At 68.1% G+C, this 23086-nt stretch carries 21 protein-coding genes and 2 tRNA genes; 12 read left to right on the top strand and 11 right to left on the bottom strand.

The window, feature by feature from the left end; genetic code table 11:
- Positions 1-183 precede the first annotated feature (183 nt).
- Positions 184-2559, bottom strand: a complete 2376-nt coding sequence (gene ppsA, locus JHB91_RS03215) for a phosphoenolpyruvate synthase (RefSeq protein ID WP_199471412.1) — start codon at positions 2557-2559, stop codon at positions 184-186.
- 135 nt (positions 2560-2694) lie between these two features.
- Here ppsA and JHB91_RS03210 point away from each other — a divergent pair, with 135 nt between their 5' ends.
- The 3 genes from JHB91_RS03210 to JHB91_RS03200 are packed head-to-tail and all read left to right on the top strand — an operon-like array spanning position 2695 to position 4267.
- Positions 2695-3516, top strand: a complete 822-nt coding sequence (locus tag JHB91_RS03210; RefSeq protein WP_199372622.1) for a pyruvate, water dikinase regulatory protein — start codon at positions 2695-2697, stop codon at positions 3514-3516.
- Positions 3517-3555: 39 nt separating this feature from the next.
- Positions 3556-4089 (top strand): DUF1249 domain-containing protein, encoded by a 534-nt coding sequence (locus tag JHB91_RS03205; RefSeq protein ID WP_199471410.1) that lies wholly within the window; start codon positions 3556-3558, stop codon positions 4087-4089.
- A 4-nt stretch (positions 4090-4093) separates the two neighbouring features.
- On the top strand, positions 4094-4267 hold the full coding sequence (locus JHB91_RS03200; RefSeq protein ID WP_199372624.1) for a hypothetical protein: 174 nt from the start codon (positions 4094-4096) through the stop codon (positions 4265-4267).
- Between the two features lie 73 nt (positions 4268-4340).
- Here JHB91_RS03200 and JHB91_RS03195 read toward each other — a convergent pair.
- The 7 genes from JHB91_RS03195 to JHB91_RS03165 form a co-directional block, all read right to left on the bottom strand.
- Positions 4341-4416 (bottom strand) — tRNA-Glu (locus JHB91_RS03195).
- Between the two features lie 38 nt (positions 4417-4454).
- A tRNA-Ala gene (locus JHB91_RS03190) sits at positions 4455-4530 on the bottom strand.
- A 69-nt stretch (positions 4531-4599) separates the two neighbouring features.
- A complete protein-coding gene (locus JHB91_RS03185) occupies positions 4600-5508 on the bottom strand; it encodes a copper resistance protein B (RefSeq protein ID WP_233398504.1) in 909 nt (302 codons plus the stop codon).
- Positions 5505-7271 (bottom strand): copper resistance system multicopper oxidase, encoded by a 1767-nt coding sequence (locus tag JHB91_RS03180; protein WP_199471408.1) that lies wholly within the window; start codon positions 7269-7271, stop codon positions 5505-5507. Before JHB91_RS03180 ends, JHB91_RS03185 begins: the two co-directional genes overlap by 4 nt.
- A 16-nt stretch (positions 7272-7287) precedes the next feature.
- On the bottom strand, positions 7288-9630 hold the full coding sequence (locus JHB91_RS03175) for a heavy metal translocating P-type ATPase (RefSeq protein ID WP_199471406.1): 2343 nt from the start codon (positions 9628-9630) through the stop codon (positions 7288-7290).
- Positions 9627-10025, bottom strand: a complete 399-nt coding sequence (locus JHB91_RS03170; protein WP_199471405.1) for a heavy metal-responsive transcriptional regulator — start codon at positions 10023-10025, stop codon at positions 9627-9629. The genes JHB91_RS03175 and JHB91_RS03170 overlap by 4 nt, the downstream gene beginning before the upstream one ends.
- A 6-nt stretch (positions 10026-10031) precedes the next feature.
- The gene (locus JHB91_RS03165; protein WP_199472636.1) at positions 10032-10403 is read right to left on the bottom strand and encodes a DUF411 domain-containing protein; all 372 of its coding nucleotides are present in this window, start codon (positions 10401-10403) and stop codon (positions 10032-10034) included.
- A gap of 321 nt (positions 10404-10724) precedes the next feature.
- Here JHB91_RS03165 and JHB91_RS03160 point away from each other — a divergent pair, with 321 nt between their 5' ends.
- From JHB91_RS03160 to JHB91_RS03140, 5 genes are all read left to right on the top strand, one after another.
- Positions 10725-11384, top strand: a complete 660-nt coding sequence (locus JHB91_RS03160) for an NAD-dependent dehydratase (protein WP_199471403.1) — start codon at positions 10725-10727, stop codon at positions 11382-11384.
- 98 nt (positions 11385-11482) lie between these two features.
- The gene (locus JHB91_RS03155; RefSeq protein ID WP_199372628.1) at positions 11483-11755 is read left to right on the top strand and encodes a PepSY domain-containing protein; all 273 of its coding nucleotides are present in this window, start codon (positions 11483-11485) and stop codon (positions 11753-11755) included.
- Between the two features lie 11 nt (positions 11756-11766).
- Positions 11767-12345: a cytochrome b/b6 domain-containing protein gene (locus tag JHB91_RS03150; protein WP_233398503.1), complete on the top strand. Its 579-nt coding sequence runs from the start codon at positions 11767-11769 to the stop codon at positions 12343-12345.
- A 107-nt stretch (positions 12346-12452) separates the two neighbouring features.
- A complete protein-coding gene (locus JHB91_RS03145; protein ID WP_199471401.1) occupies positions 12453-13145 on the top strand; it encodes a response regulator transcription factor in 693 nt (230 codons plus the stop codon).
- Positions 13142-14545, top strand: coding sequence for an ATP-binding protein (locus JHB91_RS03140; protein ID WP_199471399.1), 1404 nt, complete (start codon positions 13142-13144; stop codon positions 14543-14545). The genes JHB91_RS03145 and JHB91_RS03140 overlap by 4 nt, the downstream gene beginning before the upstream one ends.
- Here JHB91_RS03140 and JHB91_RS03135 read toward each other — a convergent pair.
- Together JHB91_RS03135 and JHB91_RS03130 are read right to left on the bottom strand one after the other, a co-directional pair.
- Positions 14517-15290 (bottom strand): glucose 1-dehydrogenase, encoded by a 774-nt coding sequence (locus tag JHB91_RS03135; RefSeq protein ID WP_199471397.1) that lies wholly within the window; start codon positions 15288-15290, stop codon positions 14517-14519. The genes JHB91_RS03140 and JHB91_RS03135 overlap by 29 nt on opposite strands.
- Positions 15291-15351: 61 nt before the next feature.
- Positions 15352-16743 carry an MBL fold metallo-hydrolase gene (locus JHB91_RS03130; protein ID WP_199472634.1) on the bottom strand — a complete coding sequence of 464 codons (1392 nt, stop codon included), beginning with the start codon at positions 16741-16743 and terminating at the stop codon, positions 15352-15354.
- Positions 16744-16931: 188 nt separating this feature from the next.
- Between JHB91_RS03130 and JHB91_RS03125 the strand changes: the two genes are divergently transcribed.
- A complete protein-coding gene (locus JHB91_RS03125) occupies positions 16932-17624 on the top strand; it encodes a VIT family protein (RefSeq protein WP_199471396.1) in 693 nt (230 codons plus the stop codon).
- 137 nt (positions 17625-17761) lie between these two features.
- On the opposite strand, the gene JHB91_RS03120 is transcribed toward JHB91_RS03125, so the two are convergent.
- Positions 17762-18301 carry a hypothetical protein gene (locus tag JHB91_RS03120; protein WP_199471395.1) on the bottom strand — a complete coding sequence of 180 codons (540 nt, stop codon included), beginning with the start codon at positions 18299-18301 and terminating at the stop codon, positions 17762-17764.
- 123 nt (positions 18302-18424) lie between these two features.
- Here JHB91_RS03120 and hemN point away from each other — a divergent pair, with 123 nt between their 5' ends.
- The 3 genes from hemN (at position 18425) to JHB91_RS03105 (ending at position 23084) form a co-directional block, all read left to right on the top strand.
- Positions 18425-19834, top strand: coding sequence for an oxygen-independent coproporphyrinogen III oxidase (hemN, locus tag JHB91_RS03115; RefSeq protein ID WP_199471394.1), 1410 nt, complete (start codon positions 18425-18427; stop codon positions 19832-19834).
- Between the two features lie 19 nt (positions 19835-19853).
- Positions 19854-20612, top strand: a complete 759-nt coding sequence (locus JHB91_RS03110) for a cyclic nucleotide-binding domain-containing protein (protein WP_343225046.1) — start codon at positions 19854-19856, stop codon at positions 20610-20612.
- A 144-nt stretch (positions 20613-20756) separates the two neighbouring features.
- Positions 20757-23084 carry a nitric-oxide reductase large subunit gene (locus tag JHB91_RS03105; RefSeq protein ID WP_199471393.1) on the top strand — a complete coding sequence of 776 codons (2328 nt, stop codon included), beginning with the start codon at positions 20757-20759 and terminating at the stop codon, positions 23082-23084.
- The last annotated feature ends 2 nt before the right edge of the window (positions 23085-23086 follow it).

Genomic DNA, 23086 nt, shown 5'->3' with positions numbered 1-23086 from the left:
GGAGCCCCGCAGTGGCCGTGAGGCCTTCGCGGGGAAGTAAAGGAGGAGGTATCCGCCGCCAGGCGGATGCCGGGGGACATGAGCCGCGAAGGCCTCACGGCCACCGCAGTGCTCCTTAGGTCACCAACAACAAAAAGGCCGGGCACGAAGCCCGGCCTTGCATGTCCGCGCCAGGCGTTCGCCTCAGCCGGCAGCCTTCGACTTGGCCAGCTTCAGCCAGGTGTCGACCACGGTGTCGGGGTTGAGCGACAGCGACTCGATGCCCTCCTGCATGAGCCACTCGGCAAGATCCGGGTGGTCGCTCGGGCCCTGGCCGCAGATGCCGATGTACTTGCCCTTGGCCTTCGCGGTCTGGATGGCCATCGACAGCAGCTTCTTGACCGCGGGGTCGCGCTCGTCGAACAGGTGGGCAACCACGGCCGAGTCGCGATCGAGGCCCAAGGTGAGCTGGGTCAGGTCGTTGGAGCCGATCGAGAAGCCGTCGAACATTTCCAGGAACTCGTCCGCCAGCAGGGCGTTGGAGGGCACCTCGCACATCATGATGATCTTGAGCCCGTTGCGGCCACGCACCAGGCCGTTGGCCTCGAGCACATCGAGCACCTTCCGGCCTTCGTCCAGGGTGCGTACGAACGGGATCATCACCCACAGGTTGTCGAGGCCCATCTCCTCACGCACGCGCAGCACCGCCTTGCACTCGAGCGCGAAGGCGTCGGAGAACGACGGATCGACATAGCGGCTGGCGCCGCGGAAGCCGATCATCGGGTTCTCTTCTTCCGGCTCGTAGCGCTGGCCGCCGAGCAGGTTGGCGTACTCGTTGGACTTGAAGTCCGACATGCGCACGATCACCGGGTTCGGCGCAACCGACGCGGTGAGCGTGGCGATGCCCTCGGCGAGGCGGTCGACGTAGAACTCGACCGGGCCCGCGTAGCCGGCGATGCGCGCATCGATCTTCTTGCGGATGTCCGCGTCCTGCTGGTCGTACTGCAGAAGTGCGTTGGGGTGCACGCCGATGTGCGCGGCGATGATCATCTCCAGCCGTGCCAGGCCGATGCCGGCGTTGGGCAGCTGGCCGAAGTCGAACGCGCGCTCCGGGTTGGCCACGTTCATCATGATCTTGAGCGGCGCCTCCGGCATCGACGAGAGGTCGGTGGTGATGCGCTCGAAGGGCAGGGCGCCGTCATAGATGTAGCCGGTGTCGCCCTCGGCGCAGCTGATGGTGACGATGCTGCCGTCCTGGATCGTGTCCAGGGCATTGCCGGTGCCCACGACCGCCGGCACCCCGAGTTCGCGGGCGATGATGGCGGCGTGGCAGGTGCGGCCGCCACGATTGGTGACGATTGCAGCGGCGCGCTTCATCACCGGCTCCCAGTCGGGGTCGGTCATGTCGGCGACCAGCACGTCGCCTGGCTGCACGCGGTTCATGTCGTCGAGCGTGCGCACCACGCGCGCGGTGCCGGAGCCGATCTTCTGGCCGATGGCGCGGCCTTCGGTCACCACGGGGCCACGGGCGCCGAGCAGGTAACGTTCGATCTGCGTGGCCTTGGCACGCGACCTGACGGTTTCCGGGCGCGCCTGGACGATGAACAGCTTGCCGCTGGCGCCGTCCTTGGCCCACTCGATGTCCATCGGGCGGCCGTAGTGCTCTTCGATGGTCAGCGCCTGGCGGGCAAGCTCCGCCACGTCGGCATCGTCGATCGAGAAGCGGTTGCGCAGCGACTCGGGCGTGTCCTCGTTGCGCACGCGTTCGCCGGGCTGGTCGGAATACACCATCCGGATCTGCTTGGCGCCGAGCGAGCGTCGCAGGATCGCCGGCTTGCCCTGGCGCAGCGTGGGCTTGTAGACATAGAACTCGTCCGGGTTCACCGCGCCCTGCACGACGTTCTCGCCCAGGCCGTAGCTGGAGGTGATGAACACCACGTCGCGGAAGCCGGACTCGGTGTCGAGCGTGAACAGCACGCCGGACGCGCCGATGTCCGAACGCACCATCAGCTGTACGCCCGCCGACAGGAACACGTCCTCGTGCTTGAAGCCGTGGTGCACGCGGTAGGCGATGGCGCGGTCGTTATAGAGGCTGGCGAACACCTCCTTGACCTTGACCACCACGTCGTCGGCACCGGTGACGTTGAGGTAGGTCTCCTGCTGGCCTGCGAAGCTGGCGTCGGGCAGGTCCTCGGCAGTTGCCGATGAGCGCACCGCCACCGCGACTTCGCCACCACCGTTGCTGGCGCAGAGCTTGGCGTAGGCGTCGCGGATGTCCTGCTCGAGCTCGGCCTGGAGCGGGGCGTCGATCACCCAGCCACGGATCTCGGTGCCGGCGCGGTTGAGCGCCGGTACGTCCTCGACGTCGAGCGTCGCGAGTTTGTCGAAGATGCGCTGGTGCAGGTCGTTGTGCGCGACGAACGCCTGGAAGGCATCCGCGGTGGTGGCAAAACCGCCCGGCACCGAAACGCCGAGCCTCGCCAGGTTGCCGATCATCTCGCCAAGCGAAGAGTTCTTGCCGCCCACCTGGGCAAGGTCGGTCAGGCGCAGGTCGTCAAGCCACAGGATATTGGCGCTCAAAACGGGCACTCCGGAGATGCGAAGGGGTCACGCGGGGAAGGGAGCCACGACGCCAGGGGCGCCGGGGGCCGACATTGGCTATTTTAGCAAGCCCGCACGCCGCAATGCCCGCGGCTTTCCCCACAGGAACAACGCATGACCATGCCGCGCCCGGTCTTCTATGTCTCAGACGGCACCGGAATCACCGCTGAAACGATCGGCCACAGCCTGCTGACGCAGTTCACCGACACCCGTTTCTCCACCGAGCGCATCCCGTTCGTGGACAGCGTGGAGCGCGCCACGGAGATCGCCGCGCGCATCCAGGCGGCCGGCGTGACCAGCGGCCTGCGCCCGATCGTGGTCAATTCCTGCGTGGATCCCGACCTGACCCAGGCGATCGCCGGGAGTGGGGCGCTGGTGCTGGACGTGTTCGCGCCGTTCATCGCGCCGCTCGAGGCTGAACTGGGCCAGATGCGCCAATCGCGGGTCGGGCAGGCGCACGGCATGGTCGACTTCGACAGCTACCACCGGCGCATCAACGCCATGAACTACGCGCTGACCCATGACGACGGCATCGCCATCAACTACGACGCGGCCGACGTGATCCTGGTCGCGGTCTCGCGCGCCGGCAAGACGCCGACCTGCGTCTACCTGGCCCTGCATTACGGCGTCAGCGCCGCCAACTACCCGCTGACCGAAGAGGACCTGGAGCATGATCGCCTGCCGCCGCGGCTGCGCGCGCACCGCAGCAAGCTGTTCGCGCTGACCATCGATCCCGTGCGGCTGCAGCAGATCCGCCAGGAGCGGCGCCCCAATTCGAAGTACTCGCAGCTGGAGACCTGCAGGCGCGAGGTGGCGGCGGCGGAGGCGCTTTACCGTGCCGAGCGCGTGCCGGTGCTGAGCACCACGCACACCTCGATCGAGGAAATCGCCAGCAAGGTGATGAACACGCTAGGCATCCGCCGCGGGATGTTCTGACCCGGCCCCGGTGCAGGCGGCTGCGTGTAGGATCGGGACATGTCCAGTCTTGCCTCACGCCACCTCCAAGTTCCGCAGCTCAGCCGCTTCGGCTGGCTGATGGCGCTGTATGCCGAGAACCACGCGCGCCTGGTGCGCCTGTTCGAACCCGGCGACCTGGTCGGGGGCACGTACCTTTCGCGGATCGGCGACGGATTGGACCTGCGGCTGGACGTGATCGCGCGCCATGCCTACACCAGCGAACTGCGCCTGGCGTACGACGCGCTGCCGGATCCGGTGACCGGCGAGCCGGATCCGTCGGTCTACGTACGCCTGTATCGCGATGCGCGCCAGGCGGAGGCGACGCATTGCTACGTCGGGCGCCGCTGGCAGGACACCATCGGCATGTTTCCGCCTCCCAAGGCGGTGCTGGGCCACCGCGTGCGCATGAACACGTTCCTCGGCAAATGGCTGCAATACCTGGCCGAGCAGGGTCATGGTGTGGCGACCCTGGCGCCCGTCCTCGCTTCATCCGAGGCGCCGTGCGCGGTGCTAGCATCGGCGGGCACGTCCCCAGAAACCACCCCGAGGTGATTCCATGACGACCAAGCTCGACAAGCCCCTGAAGCGCGAAGTCCAGATCGGCGACAAGGCCTACACCCTCACCATCGACGCGACCGGCCTCAAGCTTGTCGAAAAAGGGCATCGCAAGGGCATCGAGGTCGACTGGACCGAGATCGCCAACCGCGATGGCGGCGGCAACCACGGCTGAACGCGCAGCGCCAGCTGGCGCGATCACCGCATAAAGAAAAAGCCCGCCAATGGCGGGCTTTTTCATGCAACGTTGGCGTCCCCACGGGGATTCGAACCCCGGTGTCCACCGTGAAAGGGTGGTGTCCTAGGCCTCTAGACGATGGGGACCTGGATCTTTGACCGCTGGTCCCGAAGGACCTTGTGATTGGTGGAGCCAGGCGGGATCGAACCGCCGACCTCCTGCATGCCATGCAGGCGCTCTCCCAGCTGAGCTATGGCCCCACGTCTTGGTGAGCGCGAGATTCTAGGGGTGGCGACGGATACCGTCAACACCTGTGTGATGCGAATTCTTCAGAACCACCAGCGGACGCCCACAACCCACTGCGTGTCGTCGACATCCGCACCTGCCGCGCGGCGCAGATCTGCGCTGTGCCCGTGGCGCCGTTCCTGGACGATGCCGATGTAGGGCGCGAACTGGCGATGGATTTCGTAGCGCAGGCGCAGGCCGGTTTCGGTCGACGACAGCCCCGAGCCGATTCCGCGCGCCGCGTCGTCCTCGCCATGCAGCCAGGCACCGAGCACCGGTTGCAGTACCAGGCGGTTGGTCAGCAGCAGGTCGTATTCGAGCTGCAGGTGGGCTGCGGTGCGGCCGGATGCGCCGACATAGGCGGTCGCGGCGACCTCGAAGCGGCCGGGTGCGAGGCCTTGGATGCCGATGGCGCCCCAAGTGCGCGACGGTCCGGGCTGGATGTCCTGGCGCACGCCCGCGACCACGTCCCACCATGGGCCGATGCTGCGGCCGTACAGCAGCTCGACGTCGGCGTGGTGGGTGCGCCCGCGTCCGCGTTCCGCGCCGGCGCGCAGCCACAGCCGGTCGGTGTCGGTGCCATACCAGGCTTCTCCTTCGAAACGCTGGCCGCGGCCAGCGTCGCCGTCGGTGAACTCGAAGTGGTCGAGCAGCACGCGCCAGTTGCGAGGCGAGGCGTGTTCCATGCCGTGCGCGAGGTCGGGGAAAGCGGCTGCGCGATCCGCCTCGGTGAGTGCGGGAACGGGGACGTGCGGCTGGCTGGCGTCGTCGCCATGGCTGAGCGCGTGATGTGGCGGCGTCGCCTGGCCAGCCGGCGCGGGCTCCCCATGCTGCTGTGGCTGCTGCGGGTGCTGCGCTTGTTGTGCGTGCTGCGCGTGCTGCTGTGCAGCTGCATCCGCGCCAGCCGCCAGCAGCAGCGTCGCGATGGCTGCCATCGGCGCCAGGCGGCTCATGCGGACTCCTCCACGCGCACCTCGCGCATCATGCCCGCCTCCATGTGGTACAGCAGGTGGCAGTGGAAGGCCCATCGCCCGAGCGCATCGGCCCGCACGCGATAGCTGCGCCGCGTACCCGGCGGCATGTCGACGGTGTGCTTGCGCACCTGGAAGTTCCCGTCGGCGTCTTCGACATCGCTCCACATGCCGTGCAGGTGGATGGGGTGGGTCATCATGGTGTCGTTGACCAGCACGATGCGCATGCGCTCGCCGTAGTTGAGCCGCAGCGGCTCCGCGCCGCTGAACGGCTGCGCGTCGAACGACCAGGCGAACTTCTCCATGTGCCCGGTGAGGTGCAGCTCGACCTCGCGCGAAGGCTCGCGGCCATCCGGATCGCCGCCGATCGAATGCAGGTCCGCGTAGGTGAGCACGCGCCGGCCGTTGTCACGCAGGCCGATGCCGGGGTCGTCGAGTTTCGGCGCCGGCGTCATGGTCTGCATGTCGACGATCGGACTGCCGTCCTCGCGCGGCGGATGCGCCTGCATCGCCATGGCGCCTGCGCCATGGCCCATGTGCGCGCCGCAGCCGCCCTCGGCCATCATCGCGCCGCAGCCGCCCTCCATGCCCTTGCCGCCGCCGGCATGGCCGCCGTGGCCCATGTCGTCCATGGTCAGCAGCGGGCGCGGATCGTTGGCCGGGACCGGCGCGGCCAGGCCCGGGCGCACGGCGAGCGTGCCGCGCGCGTATCCGGTGCGCCCCATGTCCTGCGCGAAGATGGTCCACGCATCCTGGCCGGACGGCTCCACGATCACGTCGAAGGTTTCGGCCACCGCGATGCGGAATTCGTCCACGCTCACCGGATGGATCGGCAGGCCGTCGGCGGCCAGCACGGTCATCTTGAGCCCCGGAATGCGCACGTCGAAATAGGTCATCGCCGAGGCGTTGATGAAGCGCAGCAGCACCTTTTCGCCGCTGCGGTACAGCCCGGTCCAGTTCGCCGCCGGCGTGCTGCCGTTGCAGAGATAGGTGTAGGTGTGCGCATTGATGTCGGAGATGTCGGTGGGCGTCATGCGCATCCGGCCCCAGGCGGCGCGGTCGCGCAGGGTGGCAGCCAGGCCGTCGCTGCGCACGTCGCGCACGAAGTCGCCGACTGTCGGCTTGTAGAAGTTGTCGAACTCGGCGAGTTTTTTCATCCGCCGGTACAGCGCAGCGGGGTCGTGGTCGGTCCAGTCCGACAGCAGCACCACGTGCTCGCGGTCGTAGCGGTAGGGCAGGGGTTCGATCGGATCGATGATGATCGCGCCGTACAGCCCGGCCTGCTCCTGGAACAGCGAATGGCTGTGGTACCAGTAGCTGCCCGACTGGCGCAGCGTGAAGCGGTAGAGCCAGGCCTCGCCTGGCGCGATGCCGTCGAAGCTGAGCCCCGGCACGCCGTCCATGTTGGCCGGCAGCAGGATGCCGTGCCAGTGGATCGAGGTCATGGCATCGGGCAGGCGGTTGGCGACGCGCAGGGTGACCGTGTCGCCTTCGCGCCAGCGCAGGACCGGCGCGGGAAGCTGGCCATTGACGGTGATGGCACGCCGCACGCGGCCGGTGAAGTCGACCTCGGTGGAGCCGATGGCGAGGTCGAAGTCACGGCCGCGCAGCTCGGTGCCGGGCGTCGCGCGCCCGATTGCGGGGCCGTTGCCGGCCCAACTGTTGAAGGCCAGCAACGAGCCGCCGGCGGCGATGCCGGAGACGAACTGGCGGCGCGCGGGATCGAGCAGTGTGTCTCGTGTCATCTACGGTTCCCGGGATTCAATGGAAGCGCCGCGCGCCCAGGCGCAGTGCATTCGCGACGACCGACACCGAGCTCAGGCTCATTGCCAGCGCCGCCAGCATCGGACTCAGCAGCAGGCCGGTAAACGGATACAGCACGCCGGCCGCCACCGGCACGCCGATGGCGTTGTAGAGGAACGCGAAGCCGAGGTTCTGCTTCATGTTGGCCACCGAGGCCTGCGCGATGCGCCGTGCACGCACGATGCCGCGCAGGTCGCCACCGACCAGCGTCACCTGTGCGCTCGACATGGCGACGTCGGTGCCGGTGCCCATGGCGATGCCGACGTCGGCGGACGCCAGCGCCGGCGCGTCGTTGATGCCGTCGCCAGCCATCGCCACGCGACGGCCTTCGCCCTGCAGGCGCGCGACCAGTGCGGACTTGTCGGCGGGTCGCATCTCGCCGTGGACTTCATCGATCGCCAACGCGCGCGCCACCGAATGCGCGGTCGCTTCACCGTCGCCGGTGGCCATGACGATGCGGATGCCGGCGACGTGCAAGCCGGCGATGGCGTCGTGGGTGCTGGCCTTGACCGGATCGGCCAGTGCGATGAAACCCGCAAGCCGTCCGTCCACCGCCACGTGGACCACGCTCGCGCCCTCTGCCCGCAGCGCATCGGCGCGCGCCGCTAGTGGCGCGGGATCCGCGCCCGCACCGCGCATCAGCACGGTATTGCCGACCGCGATCGCGTGGCCGTCGACCTGGCCACGCACGCCGATGCCGGTATCGGATGCGAAGCCCTCGGCGGTGGACAGCTTCAGCCCGCGCGCACGTGCCTCGGTGACGATCGCGTCGGCGAGCGGGTGTTCACTGCCCTGGTCCAGGCTCGCGGCCAGGCGCAGCACCTCATCGGCGGCAAAGCCTTCCGCGGCCGCTACGTCGCGGAACGCCGGCCGGCCCTCGGTGAGCGTGCCGGTCTTGTCGACGACGAGCGTGTCGACTACGGCAAGCCGCTCGATGGCCTCGGCATCGCGGAACAGCACGCCCGCCTTCGCCGCGTTGCCGGTCGCGACCATGATCGACATCGGCGTGGCCAGGCCCAGCGCGCAGGGGCAGGCGATGATCAGCACCGACACCGCGTTGAGCAGCGCGAACGTCCACGACGGCTCCGGCCCGAACATTCCCCAGGCGAAGAACGTCAGCACCGCGATCGCCAGCACCGCCAGCACGAACCAGTAGGCGACCCTGTCGGCCAGCCGTTGCATCGGCGCGCGCGAACGCTGCGCCTGTGCGACCAGCTGCACGATGCGCGCCAGCACGGTGTCGGCGCCGACCTGCGTGGCGCGGATCACCAGCGCGCCGTTGCCATTGAGCGTGGCGCCGACCACGCGGTCACCGGGTGCCTTGGCGACCGGCACCGGCTCCCCGGTGAGCATGGATTCGTCCACCGGCGAGCGGCCCTCGATCACCTCGCCGTCCACCGGCACCTTTTCGCCGGGGCGCACGCGCAGGCGGTCGCCGACGTGCACGTGCGCGAGCGGGATGTCTTCGTCGCCGCCATCGGCGCGCATCCGACGCGCCGTGGTGGGTGCGAGACCCAGCAGCGCCTTCATCGCCGACGAGGTCCTGGCGCGTGCCCGCAACTCCAGCAGCTGGCCGAGCAGGGTCAGGGAGATGATCGTGGCCGCGGCTTCGAAGTACACGCCGACCCGGCCGTGCGCGCGGAAGCCCTCCGGGAACAGTCCGGGCGCGATGGTCGCCACCGCGCTGTACACGAAGGCCGCCGACACGCCGATGCCGATCAGCGTCCACATGTTCGGGCTGCGGTTGCGGATCGACGCCACGCAGCGCTCGAGGAACGGCCAACCTGCCCACATCACCACCGGCGCGGTGAGCGCGAACTCGAGCCAGGTGCGCGCATCCGTCGACAGCGCGTGCAGGTGGTGCCCCCACATCGCCAGCACCATGACCGCCGCAGTCAGTGGCAGCGTCCACCAGAAGCGGCGCGAGAAATCGATGAGCTCGGGGTTGTCGGTATCTTCCAGCGACGGCATTTCGGGCTCGAGCGCCATGCCGCAGATCGGGCAGGTGCCCGGGCCGTCTTGGCGGATTTCCGGATCCATCGGGCAGATGTAGATGGTGCCGGGCGGCGCATCGGGCACGGTGGGCGGGGCAGGGGAGAGGTAACGCACCGGATCGGCCACGAACTTCGTACGACAGCCCGCGGAACAGAAGTGGTGGTCGACGCCATCGTGGCGGGCGTGGTGCGGCGTGCGCGCCGGGTCGACGGACATGCCGCACACGGGATCCTTGGTGGCCGTAGCCTCGCCGCCCGCGTGCTTGCCGCACGCACCGCCGGCGTGGCAGGCGTCATGCGTCGTCATTCATGTTCACCAGACAGCGAGGACAGGATCGGGCAGTGCGTGACATTGCCGTGGCCGGGGCAGGCGTCCACCAGGGCGCGCAGGCCATCGCGGATGCGCTCCAGTTCGTCGATCTTTCGCTCGACTTCGCTCAGCCGCAGGGTCGCGGCGTGGCGGACGGCCGCCATGTCCTCGCCTCGGTTCGCCGACAGCGCCAGCAGGTCGCGGATTTCGCGCAGGGTGAAACCGAGGCCCTTTGCACGCCGCACGAAACGCAGCCGTGCCACATCGTCGTCGCCGAAGCTGCGATAGCCGGATGCCTGGCGCTCCGGCGCCGGCAGCACGCCGTTGCGCTCGTAATAGCGGATGGTGTCGATCGGCGTGTCGGTGCGCTTGCTGAGCTGTCCGATCTGCATGGCTATCTACTCGCCGTGGCGGGCGTAGATCGACGTGGTGCCGTCGCGCGCCACCAGTTCGACGACGAACGGCTGCACACGTCCGTCCGGCATTTCCATGCCCGGGGAACCGGCAGGCATGCCCGGCAGCACGAGCCCCTTGGCATCCGGCTTCTCCGCCAGCAGGCGCTTCACGTCTTCCGCGGGCACATGGCCCTCGATGAAGTAACCGCCGATCTCGGCCGTATGGCAGGACCCCTTGCCGTACGGAACGCCGAGTGACTCCTTGACCGGGCCCATGTCGTCGACGTCGCGTACTTCGATGCCGAAGCCGGCGGCGCGCATGTGATCGATCCACGCGCTGCAGCAGCCGCAGCTGGGGCTCTTGTGCACGAGCATCGTGGGCAGGGCCGCGCTCGCCGGTGCGGCTGCGGCGACTCGGGGTGAAGCCTGTCCTGCGGGCACGCTCGCGTTGCTGCATGCGAGCAGCGCCAGCGGCAGCAGGAAGAGCAGTGTGCGCGGGAGCTTGCGGATGATCGAGCGATGCATGGGAATGTCTCCACGATGGATGGCCCCCGGGTGCGCGGGTGTGCCTGATGGCGCGTAGTGTGGACCCTTGAGCAAGGTCCAAGGTCAAGCAGGGGTGCGGTTCGCGTGATAACCAACTCGAGATCTATCGCATAAGCTACGGATTCATATGACATTAGGTAGGTGTAATCCATGAAGCTGCTGCTTGTTGGCGCAACCGGACTGGTGGGCAGCCACGTCCTGGCGCTCGCGCTGGCCGACCCCCGGATCGGATCCGTGGCTGCTCCCGCGCGGCGTGACCTGCCCGCGCATCCACGACTGCTGTCTCCCCGCGTGGATTTCGAGCACTTGCCAGAATCCGCCAGCTGGTGGCAGGCGGACGCCGTGATCTGCACGCTGGGGACCACGCTGCGGGCGGCCGGGTCGCGTGAGGCGTTCCGCCAGGTCGACTACGCGTATCCGCTCGCCGTCGCCCGCATCGCCAGGCGCCACGGCACGCCGACCTGTGTGCTCAACTCGGCAATGGGCGCGGATGTCGCGTCGAAATTCTTCTACAACCGCATCAAGGGCGAACTGGAGCGCGACCTGGCACAGGTCGGTTTTACGTCGCTGACGTTCGTGCGCCCCGGGCTGATCGGCGGCGAGCGCGACGAGTTCCGCCCTGCTGAACGCGCCATGGCAGCTGTACTCCGCGCTGCAGCGCCCATGCTGCCGCGGCGGTGGCGGATCAATCCCGCTGCGAACATCGCGAGGGCGCTGATCGAGGCGGCGGTTGGTGCCGCCGACGGCATGCACGTGGTTCCGAGCGAGGATCTGTTCCGGCCCGAGACCAACAAGCCGCCACAGAAGTGACCGCGTGCGACCGGGAGGCCGGCGCTTCTTAAGCGCCCCATAAGCCGGTGGCGCTGCAATGCCTCCGTGGGCAGTCAGCCCGCTTACGGAGAACCTTCATGAAAGCCCTGCGTCCCGCCGTCGCCGTTGCCGCCGTGCTGCTGGCTCCAGCCGCCTTTGCCGGCCCGAAGTGCACCGATGCGCCGCGCAGCCAATGGCTGCCCGAACATGCCATGCAAGAACGCATCACCGCGGCCGGCTACACCATCGACAAGTTCAAGGTGTCCGGCTCGTGCTACGAAATCTACGGCAGGGACAAGGACCGCCGCCGAGTGGAGATCTACTACGACCCGACCGATGGCCGCGTCGTCAAACAACGCGGCGATGAGTGAGGAGGCCGGCGATGGGCACGATCCTGCATTCCGCGGCCGGGCACCGTCAGGGCACCGGCCAACCGATGGTCAAGGTCTGGGATCCGCTGCTGCGGCTGGTCCACTGGTCGTTGGCGGCCTGCATCCTTGCTGCGTTCCTGGTGGAGGAGGGTGACACCGCCCATCGGCTGCTGGGCTATACCGCCCTGGGCTTGATCGCGTTCCGTGTGCTGTGGGGGCTGGTCGGGCCCAGGCATGCGCGCTTCCGTGACTGGGTGCGCGGGCCGCGCGCAGTCGCGGGCTATGTACGCGAGCGGCTGGCCGGCCGCTCGCGCCGCCGACTCGGCCACAACCCGGCGGCCGCGGTGATGATCCTGCTGCTGATGGCAGGCGTCGCCGCGGTGGGCATGACAGGTTGGATGCAGACCTGGGATGCGTTCCGCGGCGCCGAGTGGCTCGAGGAGACGCACGAGGCGCTGGCCTGGGGCCTGCTCTGCCTGATCGGCTTCCACGTGTTGGCGGCGATCACCGAGAGCCTGCATTACCGCGAGAACCTGATTGCCGCGATGCTGCACGGCCGCAAGCGGGCGCTGGATGATGACGCCCGCTGATGTCGGGCCGCAGGGTGCCTCCGCCCGTCGGTCGGTCCGGGCGGGGGCGGGCCAGGCCCTTGCCCAGGATCAAGGCGGTGTCTGGAGCGCTGGCTTAGCGTGGGGCCATGCGCATCCTCCTCGCTGAAGATGACCGTGCCCTGGGCCGCGCGCTGGCGGACGGGCTTCGCCACCTCGGCCACGCGGTCGACTGGGTCGAGGACGGCAGGCACGCATTGCACGCATTCGACACGACGCCCTACGCGGCCGCGGTCCTGGACTGGAACCTGCCGCGGATGAGCGGCGTCGAGCTGATCGCCACGCTGCGGCACCGGGGCGACCGAACACCTGTGTTGCTGCTGACCGCGCGTGATGCCGTCGACGATCGCATTGCCGGACTGGACTGCGGAGCCGACGACTATGTGGTCAAGCCCGTGCACCTCGAGGAACTGGCCGCGCGCATGCGCGCATTGCTGCGCCGCGGGAGCGGCGATCCCGTGCCGCGGCAGCGGCTCGGCGCCCTGGAACTCGACCCGTCCACGCGCAGCGCGCAGTTGCTGGGTGCCCCGCTCGAACTGTCCCCGCGCGAATACGCCCTGCTGGAGTCGCTGGCGGCGCATCCCGGCCGGGCGTTGTCGCGCCCGCAACTGGAGGAAGCGGTCTACGGCTGGGGTGAGGAGGTCGCCAGCAACGCGATCGAGGTCCATGTCCACCACCTGCGCCGCAAGCTCGGTCCTGGCTGGGTGCGCACGCTGCGCGGCGTGGGCTACGCGCTGTATCCGCCGGATGCCGCGGTGGATGCCGCCGGAACGCCGCCGTGAAGCGGCCCTCCCTGCAGCGCCGGTTGCTGTGGTGGGTGGGCGTGCCGGTGGTGGTCCTGTGGCTGGGTGCAGGGCTGTGGCTGGCCCAGGGTGCGCGGCACGAGACAGACGAGATGTTCGACCGCGAGCTGCAACGCACTGCCGCCAGCGTATTCGCGGTGATCGCCGCGATGCCCGGTGATGCACTGATCCGGCGCGACGGGCTGCAAGACGTCGACCATGACAACGAGGGCCCACGCCCCGAGATCGTGGTGCGCGACCGCAACGGCCACGTGCTGCTCGATGCTTCGAGCTTGCCGCCGCTCGATGTCGACGAGGGCGACGCCCACTTCCACACGCTGCGCCACACCGGCGAAGCCTGGCGCGTGTACCAGCGCTGGGACGCGGCAGGCCGGCATTGGATCCAGGTCGCCGCACCGTTGCACGATCGCGACGAATTGTTGTGGGGACTGGTCCAGGCAATGCTGGTGCCGTTGCCCGTGCTGCTGTTGCTGCTGCCGCTTGCGACCTGGCTTGGGCTCCGCGCGGGCCTGGCGCCGTTGCACGCGGTCTCGCGCGCGATCGACGCCCGGCCAGCGCTCACGCCGGTGCTGACTCGCGATGACGTGCCGGGCGAGCTCCTGCAGCTGACCCGAGGGGTCGATGCGCTCGTGGGCACGTTGAACGCCGCCCTGGAGCGCGAGCGCCGCTTCACCGCTGACGCCGCGCACGAACTGCGACACCCGCTGTCAGTCCTTCAGATGGAGCTGGACCTCGCCGCAAGTGCCGGCGACGCCGCAGTCAGCCGGCAGCACCTGCAGCGCGCCCGTGAAAGCCTGCAGCGCATGGAGCGGTTGGTGGCGCAACTGCTGACGTTGGCCCGCGTGGACTCGCTGGACGCCTTGCCGGACGCCGCTCCGCTGTCGTTGGCGACGCTGGTTCGCAGGGTGATGGCCGAGGCCGGCGAGCGCGCGCTTCCCCGTGGCATCGCGCTGTCGCTTTCGGCGCCAGGCGAGCCCATGGTGCATGGCAGCCCCGGCCTGCTGGAGATCGCCGTGCACAACCTGGTGGACAACGCGATCATCCACGGGCGCAGGAGCGGTCAAGTGCAGGTCGCCGTGCAGGGCTCGGGCGACTGGGTCGAACTGAGCGTCGAGGACGACGGCGCCGGCATCCGCGACGAACACGTCTCGCGGCTGGGCGACCGGTTCCTCCGCAGTGGCGGCAGCGGCAGTGGCCTGGGTCTGTCGATCGTGCACGCGATCGCCACCTTGCACGGCGGCTCACTTGTCGCCGGGCGCTCCGCTGCGGGTGGTGCCCGGGTGGTGCTGCGGTTGCCAGGGCAGGGGCAGCGGCCCCCTGACGGCACACCCATTTCCAGACAGGACGCGGTCAACGCGCCGTGTAACCGCCATCGATGACGAGTTCCGCGCCCGTCACGAACTTTGATTCGTCCGACGCGAGGTAGACCACGCCCCAGGCGATGTCATCCGGTTCGCCGATATGCCCGAGTGCATGCAGCTTGCCGAGCTCCGCACGCGCTATGTCCAGGTCGGTTGCGCCGCTGGCGGTGAGGTGATGGGCCACCATCGGGGTCCAGATGAAGCCCGGGTGCACCGAATTGACGCGGATGCCGTCCGCGGCATAGAGCAGGGCATCGGTCTTGGACATCAGGGTGACCGCGCCCTTGGAGGCGTGGTACGGCGGCACGTCGGGTGCGCCGACCAGTCCGTAGATCGACGACAGGTTGATGATGCTGCCCTTGCCGGCACGCCGCATGCACGGAAGCACGTGCTTGGTGCAGAAGAACACGCCCTTGACGTTGACGCCCTGTACCCGGTCCCACTCCGCCTCGCTTATCTCGTGAGTGGGCTTGTTGATGCCGGATATGCCAGCGTTGTTCACCAGCACATCGACGCCGCCGAAGTGCGCGACGACCTCGTCCACGGCTGCGCGCACGGATACCTCGCTGCTGACGTCGACGTGCCAGTACCGCGCTTCGTGCCCGTTCGCGCGCATCTCGTCCTGCAGTGCGATGCCGTCGCTATCGAGGACGTCGAACAGCGCAAGACTTGCTCCCTCATCCGCCAGTCGCAACGCGCACGCGCGACCGATGCCGAGGGCGGCCCCGGTGACGACACAGGTCTTGCCAAGGGTGCGGTTCATGCCTGTTCCTTCGATGCCTGCGAATCCGATGCGGATGCGTTGTGGGGTAGGGCGCGTCGTTTCAATTCAAACCTGCGGATTCCATGAAGTCGGGTACATGTGCCTGCCAACCCAGTTCGCGCTGTATGCGGACGCGCAGTGCATCGGCGGCGCCGGGCTCGCCATGGGTGATGAACACGCCCCTGGGTTCACGGGGTGCAGAGCGCAGCCAGTCGAGGATTTCGCCCGCGTCCGCGTGTGCGGACGCGGCGGAGAGCTGGACGACCTCGGCGCGGATCGGGACGTCCTGCCCAAAGATCCGCACCGTAGTCGCGCCGGCCGCGATGGACGCGCCACGCGTGCCACCGGCCTGGAACCCGCACAGGACGATGGCGTTCCGCGGATCCGGCGCGAACGCAGCGAGATGGTGGAGCACGCGCCCGCCGGTGGCCATGCCACTTGCTGAAACGATCACCATCGGCCCGTGGCGGCGGTTGAGCGCCTTGGATTCCTCGACATCGGTGACGACCCGGGTATTCCGGTGGAGCGCATCCAACGCAACTCCATCGATGCGATGGAGCTCTGGATAGTCGCGGTACAGATCTGTCACGCCACGGGCCATGGGACTGTTGAGATATGCGGGCATCGGCGGGACCTCCCCGGCACCCTGCAGCTGGGCAATGAGATGCAACAGCAGCTGGGCGCGGCCCACGGCGAATGCGGGTATCACCACCACGCCGCCGCGCGCGGCGACGCGCCGCAGGACGTCACCCAACTCCTCCCTGAGCGAGCCGGGCGGATGCGCCCGGTCGCCATAGGTGGATTCGGTGACGATCCAGTCCGAATCCGCTGGAGGTGCAGGCGCACGCATCACCGGATCGTCGGGTCGCCCGATGTCGCCGCTGAAGGTGATGCGCGTACCTTGATATTGAAGTGTCACCGCTGCCGCGCCGAGGATATGGCCCTGGTATCTCAGGCTCGCGTGCACGCCGGGTACCGGCTCGAACTGTTCGTCGAACGCGACGCCCTGCAGCCGCCGCAAGCTCAGGATGGCATCCTGCTCGCTGTAGAGGGGTTCTGCCGGATGATGCCTGGAGCTGCCCTTCTTGTTGGCGTACGACGCCTCTTCCTCCAGCAGGTGTCCAGAGTCCGGCAGCAGGATATTGCACAGGCTCCTGGTCGCCTGCGTGCACCACACGCGCCCCCGGAATCCCGAACGCACCAGTCGGGGCACGTAGCCGCTGTGGTCGAGATGCGCATGGCTGAGGATCAACGCGTCGATCGACGCAGGCTCGACAGGGAAGGGTGCCCAGTTCCTCAGCCGCAACACTTTGTAGCCTTGGAACAGGCCGCAATCGACCAGGATCCGTGAACTGCCAGCCTCGACCAGGTAGCGGGACCCCGTGACAGTCCCGGCCGCGCCGAGGAACGTGACGCGGAAGGCGGAGGCAGGGGTCGCTGGCGTCGCTGTCATGGCTTTGCTGGTGGAGGTGGCAAATCCCGGCCCAACGCAGAGTGGAATAAGCAGCGGCAAAGCCGGCCCGCGAAGCGGGAGGTTACGTTGGCAGAACGATCGAAGGTGCCGGCTTCGGCCATGCGGCGTACAGTGCGTGCGCACACCCGGTATCGGCGTGGTCTCCATCAACAATCCGGCGGAACGTCATGCGCCATGCGGAGCGACATCGTAGTCACAGGATCGGATGGCTTCGAGCCGCGGTCCTCGGCGCCAACGATGGCCTGATCTCCACGAGCAGCCTGATTGTCGGCGTCGCAGCCGCGGATGCCCCGATCAGGAGTGTCCTGCTCGCCGGCTTGGCGGGCCTTGTTGCCGGTGCGCTGTCGATGGCTGCCGGAGAGTATGTTTCTGTCAGCTCCCAATCGGATACCGAGCGGGCCGATACGGAGAAGGAGCGCAACGAGCTGAAATCCCAGCCTGCGGCGGAGTTGCAGGAGTTGGCTGGCATCTACGAGCAACGGGGCCTGAGTCCCTCATTGGCACTCGAAGTGGCCAGGGAACTGACCGCGCTGGACCCTCTGTCGGCGCACCTGCGCGATGAGCTCGGCATCTTCGAATCAACGCGGGCCCGACCGCTGTTGGCTGCCTTGGCATCGGCGGGCTCGTTCTGCGTCGGCGCGGCAGCTCCCATGGCAGTGGCGGCATTCTGGGCCGCGGGCAACTTGCCGCTGGTGATCGCGGCAACCTCACTGGTCCTGCTCGCGGTACTCGGGGGCATCTCGGCGCGCCTGGGTGGGGCTGCAATCGCGCGTGGCGCGTTGCGCGTCCTGGCCTGGGGCGCACTGGCAATGGCGATGACCGCAGGGATCGGGAAGTTGTTCGGGACCGTGGGGATTTGACGACGTTCAAGGGATGTCTAGAACTTCGCATAATGCACATTATGTAAATATGGGAGGGCCAAGCAACTAGGTTGCGTGCCCGCATCGCCCTCACCGGGCTTGATCGTTCCCGGCCGTCATGCCTCTAGCCGGCTCCGTTACTTGCACGCCTCGTAAACCTGGTCGTCGAGCTTGCGCAGCAGATCGTGCGTGCGCTTGAGGCCCACACGGCGCAGCGTGTCTTCGCGACGTGCCTTCGCGGCATCGCATCCGCTGCGACGGCCGTCGCTCCGGGAAGGCCAGTATCCGGACGTCGACCTCCCGCCGCGTGGCGTCAGCGATTCCAGATATCGGGAATTGGCGTCGTCCTGGCGGCGCCGACGCTCCAGCTCGGCGGCGCGCTCTGCGGTCATGACCTCGGGCGTCGCGTCATACGACGCGGCCTGGCGCTGCCCGTCGGGACAGGCGCCGCTGGTGAAGGTGACGTGGCCGTCGCGCCCGGTGCATTTCTGCACGGTCTGCGCCCATGCAGGCATTGCCCAGGCCGCCCACATCAGCAGCAGGAGTCCGGCCAGCGCCGGCGCTGTGAAACGGTTCTGCGGCGGAATCCTTTCCGTTGCCATGGTGTTCGTCCTTGAGTCAGTCCCGGGGTGCGTGACCGAAACCGCGACCGCGTCGCGGAGTCGCCCGCGCAGCATGTCACCGATCCCGGCCCTGTGCAGCCGTTCGCGATTCCCATGTTTCCGTACGTCGAAGACGGTGTGTGCATGCCTTGACCACGATCAAGGTGCCCTGCCCCGCTGGCGGACAAGATATCCGCCATGGACGCCTCCCTCCCTTTCAACGCCGAGCTCCTGCGACGCTACGATCGCCCGGGCCCGCGCTACACCTCCTATCCGACCGCGCCGCAGTTCAGCGCCGCATTCGGGGAAGACCAGCTGCGCGAAGCGGTGGATGCCAGCAACGGGGACCCGATCCCGCGCCGGCTGTCGTTGTATGTCCACGTCCCGTTCTGCGTCAGCCCGTGCTTCTACTGCGGCTGCAACCGCATCATCACCCGCGACAAGTCGCGCGCCGAGAGCTACCTGGCGCGCCTGTACCGCGAGATCGACCTCGTTGCGTCGATGTTCGACCGCGACCGCGAAGTCGTGCAGCTGCACCTCGGTGGCGGCACGCCGAACTTCATGGCACCCGGCCAGCTGGGTGAGCTGGTCGACACGCTGCGCCGCCAGTTCCATTTCGCGCGGCCCGAGGAAAGCGACATCTCGATCGAGCTCGATCCGCGCTTCGTGTCGCCAGCCGATATCGCCGAGCTCGGCCGCATCGGGTTCAACCGGGCGAGCTTCGGCGTGCAGGATTTCGATCCGCTGGTGCAGGAAGCCGTCAACCGCATCCAGTCGGTGGAGGAAACCCGGGCCGTGGTCGAAGCCTGCCGTGCGAGCGGCTTCCGCTCGGTCAACGTGGACCTGATCTACGGGCTGCCGAAGCAGAACCCGGCTGGCTTCGCGCGCACGATCGAGACGGTGCTGGAAATGCGGCCGGACCGGCTGGCGGTGTATGGCTACGCGCACATGCCCGAGCTGTTCCGCGCGCAGAACCAGATCGATGCCGCGGACCTGCCCGGCGCGGAGGAAAAACTGGGCCTGCTCGAGCTGGCAATCACGCGCCTGTCCGCCGCCGGCTACGAATACATCGGCATGGACCACTTCGCCCTGCCCGACGACGACCTCGCCATGGCGCAGGCGCGCGGCAGCCTGCACCGCAACTTCATGGGCTACACCACCCACGCCGACAGCGACCTGATCGGCCTCGGCGTCAGCGCGATCAGCCACGTCGGCGACACCTTCAGCCAGAACCCGCGCGACCTGCCGGGTTGGCAGATCGCCATCGACGAAGGTCGGCTGCCGGTGTTCCGCGGCATGCGCCTAAGTGCTGACGACATCCTGCGTGCGGATCTCATCCAGCGACTGATGTGCCAGGCCGAGGTGCCGGTGGATGCGCTGGAGCGCCGCCACGACATCGTGTTCGCCGAGTACTTTGCGGCGGAAATCGAACGCCTGCGCCCGCTCCAGGAGGACGGCCTTGTGCGCCTCGAGCCGGGCCGGATCGTGGTGACCGCGCGCGGCCGGCTGTTGTTGCGTAATATCGCGATGTGCTTCGACCACTACCTGCCCGCTCCAGACGCCACGCCGGCCGATTCCACCCGGCCCCGCTTCTCCCGCGCCATCTGACGCCGCGGGTGTCGATCGCGTGAGCAAGGTCGCGTTTCCGCGCCTCGATGTCAGCGTGCTGGCAGATGACGGCGACGACTACCACTTCTGCTCCACCTGCGCCTTTTCCCAGGCGTGCATGGCGGAGGGCATGGACAAGGCCTCGCTGGGTGACCTGCACATGCTGGTGCAGCATGTCGGTCCGCTGCACGCCGGCGAACACCTGTTCCGCACCGGCGACCCGTTCGAGGCGATCGCGGCGGTGCGCGCCGGCACGGTCAAGACCTACGTCATCGACCGCAACGGCCGTGAACACGTGCTCGGATTCCACCTGCCCGGCGAGGTGATCGGCCTCGACGGCATCGACGGCGACACCTACCCCTGCAACGCGGTGGCGCTGGACACGGTGATGCTGTGCCGGTTCTCGTTTCCGCAGATCTCGGTGCTGGCCGCGCGACTGCCAGGGCTGCAGAAGCACCTGTTCCGGCTGCTCAGCCGCGACATCGGCCGCGCGGCGCTGCTTTCCGGCGACTGGAGCGCGGACGAGCGCATGGCCGCCTTTGTCATCGGGATTTCGCGCCGGCTGGCCGCGCGCGGGTTCTCGCCCGACCGCTTCCAACTGACCATGGCGCGCACGGATATCGCCAATTACCTGCGCCTCGCGCCGGAAACAGTCAGCCGCGTACTCAAGCGCCTGCAGGACGATGGCCTGCTGGGTGTTGACCGCCGAGAGCTGGAAATCCTCGACCGCAAGCGGATCGAGGCGCTGGCCGCGCCGGTGCTCTGGACGCAGGCCTGAGACCAAGTCCTCACGGCGCGCCGCGCGGGTTGGTATGGTGGTTGCGGGACGGATCCACGGTATGCAAGTCGGGGCGCTTGACCTGGGTCATGGCGGCATCCGCTGCGTGGGGCCGATCATCCACCGACTGCAACGGAGGGTGTCATGGGGATATATCGAAAGCTTTGGCTGGGGCTGGCAATACTGCTGGTCTCGTCGTTTTCCGTGCTGCTGTGGGCGGGAGGCGAGATCTTCCGCGCCGCGCCGCCCATGCCCGAACAGGTGGTGTCGGAGACCGGCCAGGTCGTCTACACCCGCGCCGACATCGAACGTGGCCGCCAGGTCTGGCAATCGATCGGCGGCATGCAGCTGGGGTCGATCTGGGGGCACGGCGGCTATGTCGCGCCGGACTGGAGCGCGGACTGGCTGCACCGCGAGGCGGTCGGCGTGCTCGACCTGTGGGCACGTGAGGCCGGCGGCACGACTTGGGCCGGATTGCCCGCCGTCGAGCGCGCCAGCCTGCAGGGGCGACTGCAGGAATCAATCCGCCGCAACACCTACGATGCGGCCACCGGCACGATCACCCTTGACGCTGACCGCGTGTCGGCGATCACCGAGGTGGCATCGCACTACGTGAGCCTGTTCGGCAACGATCCGGCCACCGCCGGACTCCGCGAAGCCTATGCGATGAAGAACGACACCGTTCCGGATGCCGACCATCGGCGTTCGCTGACGGCGTTCTTCTGGTGGACGGCCTGGGCGGCGACCACCGAGCGGCCCAGCGAGATCGGCGACGGCATGGTGCCGGAGAAGTCCGGCGTGGTGCCGCAGCAGGTCACCTACACGAACAACTGGCCGAGCGAGCCGCTGGTCGGCAACCGGCCGGCGGCGCCGCTGTGGGTCTGGTCGGCCTTCAGCGTGCTGTTCCTGATCGCCGGCATCGCGCTGCTGGGCTGGTGGCATGCGGTAAGCCACGACAAGGAAGAGCGCGGTCACGCCATTCCGGCCAGCGACCCGTTCGCAGCGCTGCGCCTGACACCTTCGATGCGGGCGGTGGCCAAGTATTTCTGGCTGGTGCTGGCGCTGTTCCTGGTGCAGATCCTGCTGGGCGCGATCACCGCGCATTACCAGGTCGAAGGCCAGGACGCCTACGGCTTCGCGCTCTCGGAGATCCTGCCCTACTCCCTGTCCCGCACCTGGCACACGCAGCTCTCCGTGCTCTGGATCGCGGTGGCCTGGCTGGGCACCGGTTTGTACATCGCGCCACTGCTGTCGGGGCATGAACCGAAGTTCCAGCGGTTCGGCGTCAACTTCCTGTTCGTGTCGCTGATCATCATCGTGGTCGGTTCGTTCACCGGCCAGTGGTTCGCGGTGATGCAGAAGCTGGGCCTGGAGCACAACTTCTGGTTCGGACACCAGGGCTGGGAGTACGCCGACATGGGGCGCTTCTGGCAGTGGTACCTGTTCATCGGCCTGCTGCTGTGGGTGGCGCTGGTGGGCCGTGCCCTGTGGCCGGTGCTGCGCAACCGGGACAACGAGTCGCGGCATATCGTCGGCCTGATGTTCATGGCCACCGCGGCGATCGGCCTGTTCTTCGCCTCGGCGCTGATGTGGGGCGAGCACACGCACATTTCCGAGGTCGAATACTGGCGCTGGTGGCTGGTGCACCTGTGGGTCGAGGGCTTCTTCGAAGTGTTCGCGACCGCGGTGATGGCGCTGATCTTCACCAAGCTGGGCCTGCTCAAGACGTCCACGGCCACGGTGGCGGTGCTGTTCGCCACGATCATCTTCATGGCCGGTGGCGTGCTGGGCACCCTGCACCACCTGTACTTCGTCGGCACGCCGACCGCGGTGGTGGCGCTGGGCGCGAGCTTCAGCGCGCTTGAAGTCGTGCCGCTGGCCTACATCGGCTTCGAGGCCTACCAGACCTGGAAGCACGGCAAGGCGACGCCGTGGATGGCGCGCTACCGCTGGCCGGTGATGTTCTTCATCGCGGTGTCGTTCTGGAACCTGGTGGGCGCGGGGCTGTTCGGGTTCCTCATCAACCCGCCGCTGTCGCTGTACTACATGCAGGGCCTGAACCTCACGCCGCTGCATGGCCACACCGCGCTGTTCGGCGTGTACGGGATGCTCGGTATAGCGCTGGTGCTGTTCTGCCTGCGCGGCCTGCGCGGGCAGATGGTCTGGGATACGCGGGCGCTGAAGGTCTCGTTCTGGTGCCTCAACATCGGCCTCGCGCTGATGGCCCTGCTGACGCTGCTGCCGCTGGGCACGATGCAGCTGCTGGCGGCGATCGAGCACGGCTATGCGCACGCGCGTTCCGCGGAGTTCATGCAGCAGCCGATCGTGGACCTGCTGGTGTGGATGCGGGTTCCGGGCGACACGATCTTCAGCGTGGGTGCGTTCGCCCTCACCTGGTTCGTGCTCAGGCTGTGGATCGCGCCCCGTCGCGATCCGGCTGTGCTGCCAGGCAGCGAAACCGAGGCGGGTTGAGG

Source organism: Luteimonas sp. MC1828 (assembly GCF_016461615.1).
Classification (GTDB): domain Bacteria; phylum Pseudomonadota; class Gammaproteobacteria; order Xanthomonadales; family Xanthomonadaceae; genus Luteimonas.
Note: the sequence above shows the minus strand (reverse complement) of the source record. Positions and strands in the feature narration are given on the sequence as shown.

Coding starts and splice junctions, on each gene's coding strand:
- JHB91_RS03135 (WP_199471397.1), bottom strand. CDS start 15,290: ATGAACCGCACCCTTGGCAAGACCTGTGTCGTCACCGGGGCCGCCCTC.
- JHB91_RS03165 (WP_199472636.1), bottom strand. CDS start 10,403: ATGCTCGTGCACAAGAGCCCCAGCTGCGGCTGCTGCAGCGCGTGGATC.
- JHB91_RS03200 (WP_199372624.1), top strand. CDS start 4,094: ATGACGACCAAGCTCGACAAGCCCCTGAAGCGCGAAGTCCAGATCGGC.
- JHB91_RS03130 (WP_199472634.1), bottom strand. CDS start 16,743: ATGACAGCGACGCCAGCGACCCCTGCCTCCGCCTTCCGCGTCACGTTC.
- JHB91_RS03150 (WP_233398503.1), top strand. CDS start 11,767: ATGGGCACGATCCTGCATTCCGCGGCCGGGCACCGTCAGGGCACCGGC.
- JHB91_RS03170 (WP_199471405.1), bottom strand. CDS start 10,025: ATGCAGATCGGACAGCTCAGCAAGCGCACCGACACGCCGATCGACACC.
- JHB91_RS03205 (WP_199471410.1), top strand. CDS start 3,556: ATGTCCAGTCTTGCCTCACGCCACCTCCAAGTTCCGCAGCTCAGCCGC.
- JHB91_RS03105 (WP_199471393.1), top strand. CDS start 20,757: ATGGGGATATATCGAAAGCTTTGGCTGGGGCTGGCAATACTGCTGGTC.
- JHB91_RS03180 (WP_199471408.1), bottom strand. CDS start 7,271: ATGACACGAGACACACTGCTCGATCCCGCGCGCCGCCAGTTCGTCTCC.
- JHB91_RS03155 (WP_199372628.1), top strand. CDS start 11,483: ATGAAAGCCCTGCGTCCCGCCGTCGCCGTTGCCGCCGTGCTGCTGGCT.
- JHB91_RS03120 (WP_199471395.1), bottom strand. CDS start 18,301: ATGCTGCGCGGGCGACTCCGCGACGCGGTCGCGGTTTCGGTCACGCAC.
- JHB91_RS03185 (WP_233398504.1), bottom strand. CDS start 5,508: ATGAGCCGCCTGGCGCCGATGGCAGCCATCGCGACGCTGCTGCTGGCG.
- JHB91_RS03145 (WP_199471401.1), top strand. CDS start 12,453: ATGCGCATCCTCCTCGCTGAAGATGACCGTGCCCTGGGCCGCGCGCTG.
- hemN (WP_199471394.1), top strand. CDS start 18,425: ATGGACGCCTCCCTCCCTTTCAACGCCGAGCTCCTGCGACGCTACGAT.
- JHB91_RS03125 (WP_199471396.1), top strand. CDS start 16,932: ATGCGCCATGCGGAGCGACATCGTAGTCACAGGATCGGATGGCTTCGA.
- JHB91_RS03210 (WP_199372622.1), top strand. CDS start 2,695: ATGACCATGCCGCGCCCGGTCTTCTATGTCTCAGACGGCACCGGAATC.
- JHB91_RS03160 (WP_199471403.1), top strand. CDS start 10,725: ATGAAGCTGCTGCTTGTTGGCGCAACCGGACTGGTGGGCAGCCACGTC.
- JHB91_RS03175 (WP_199471406.1), bottom strand. CDS start 9,630: ATGACGACGCATGACGCCTGCCACGCCGGCGGTGCGTGCGGCAAGCAC.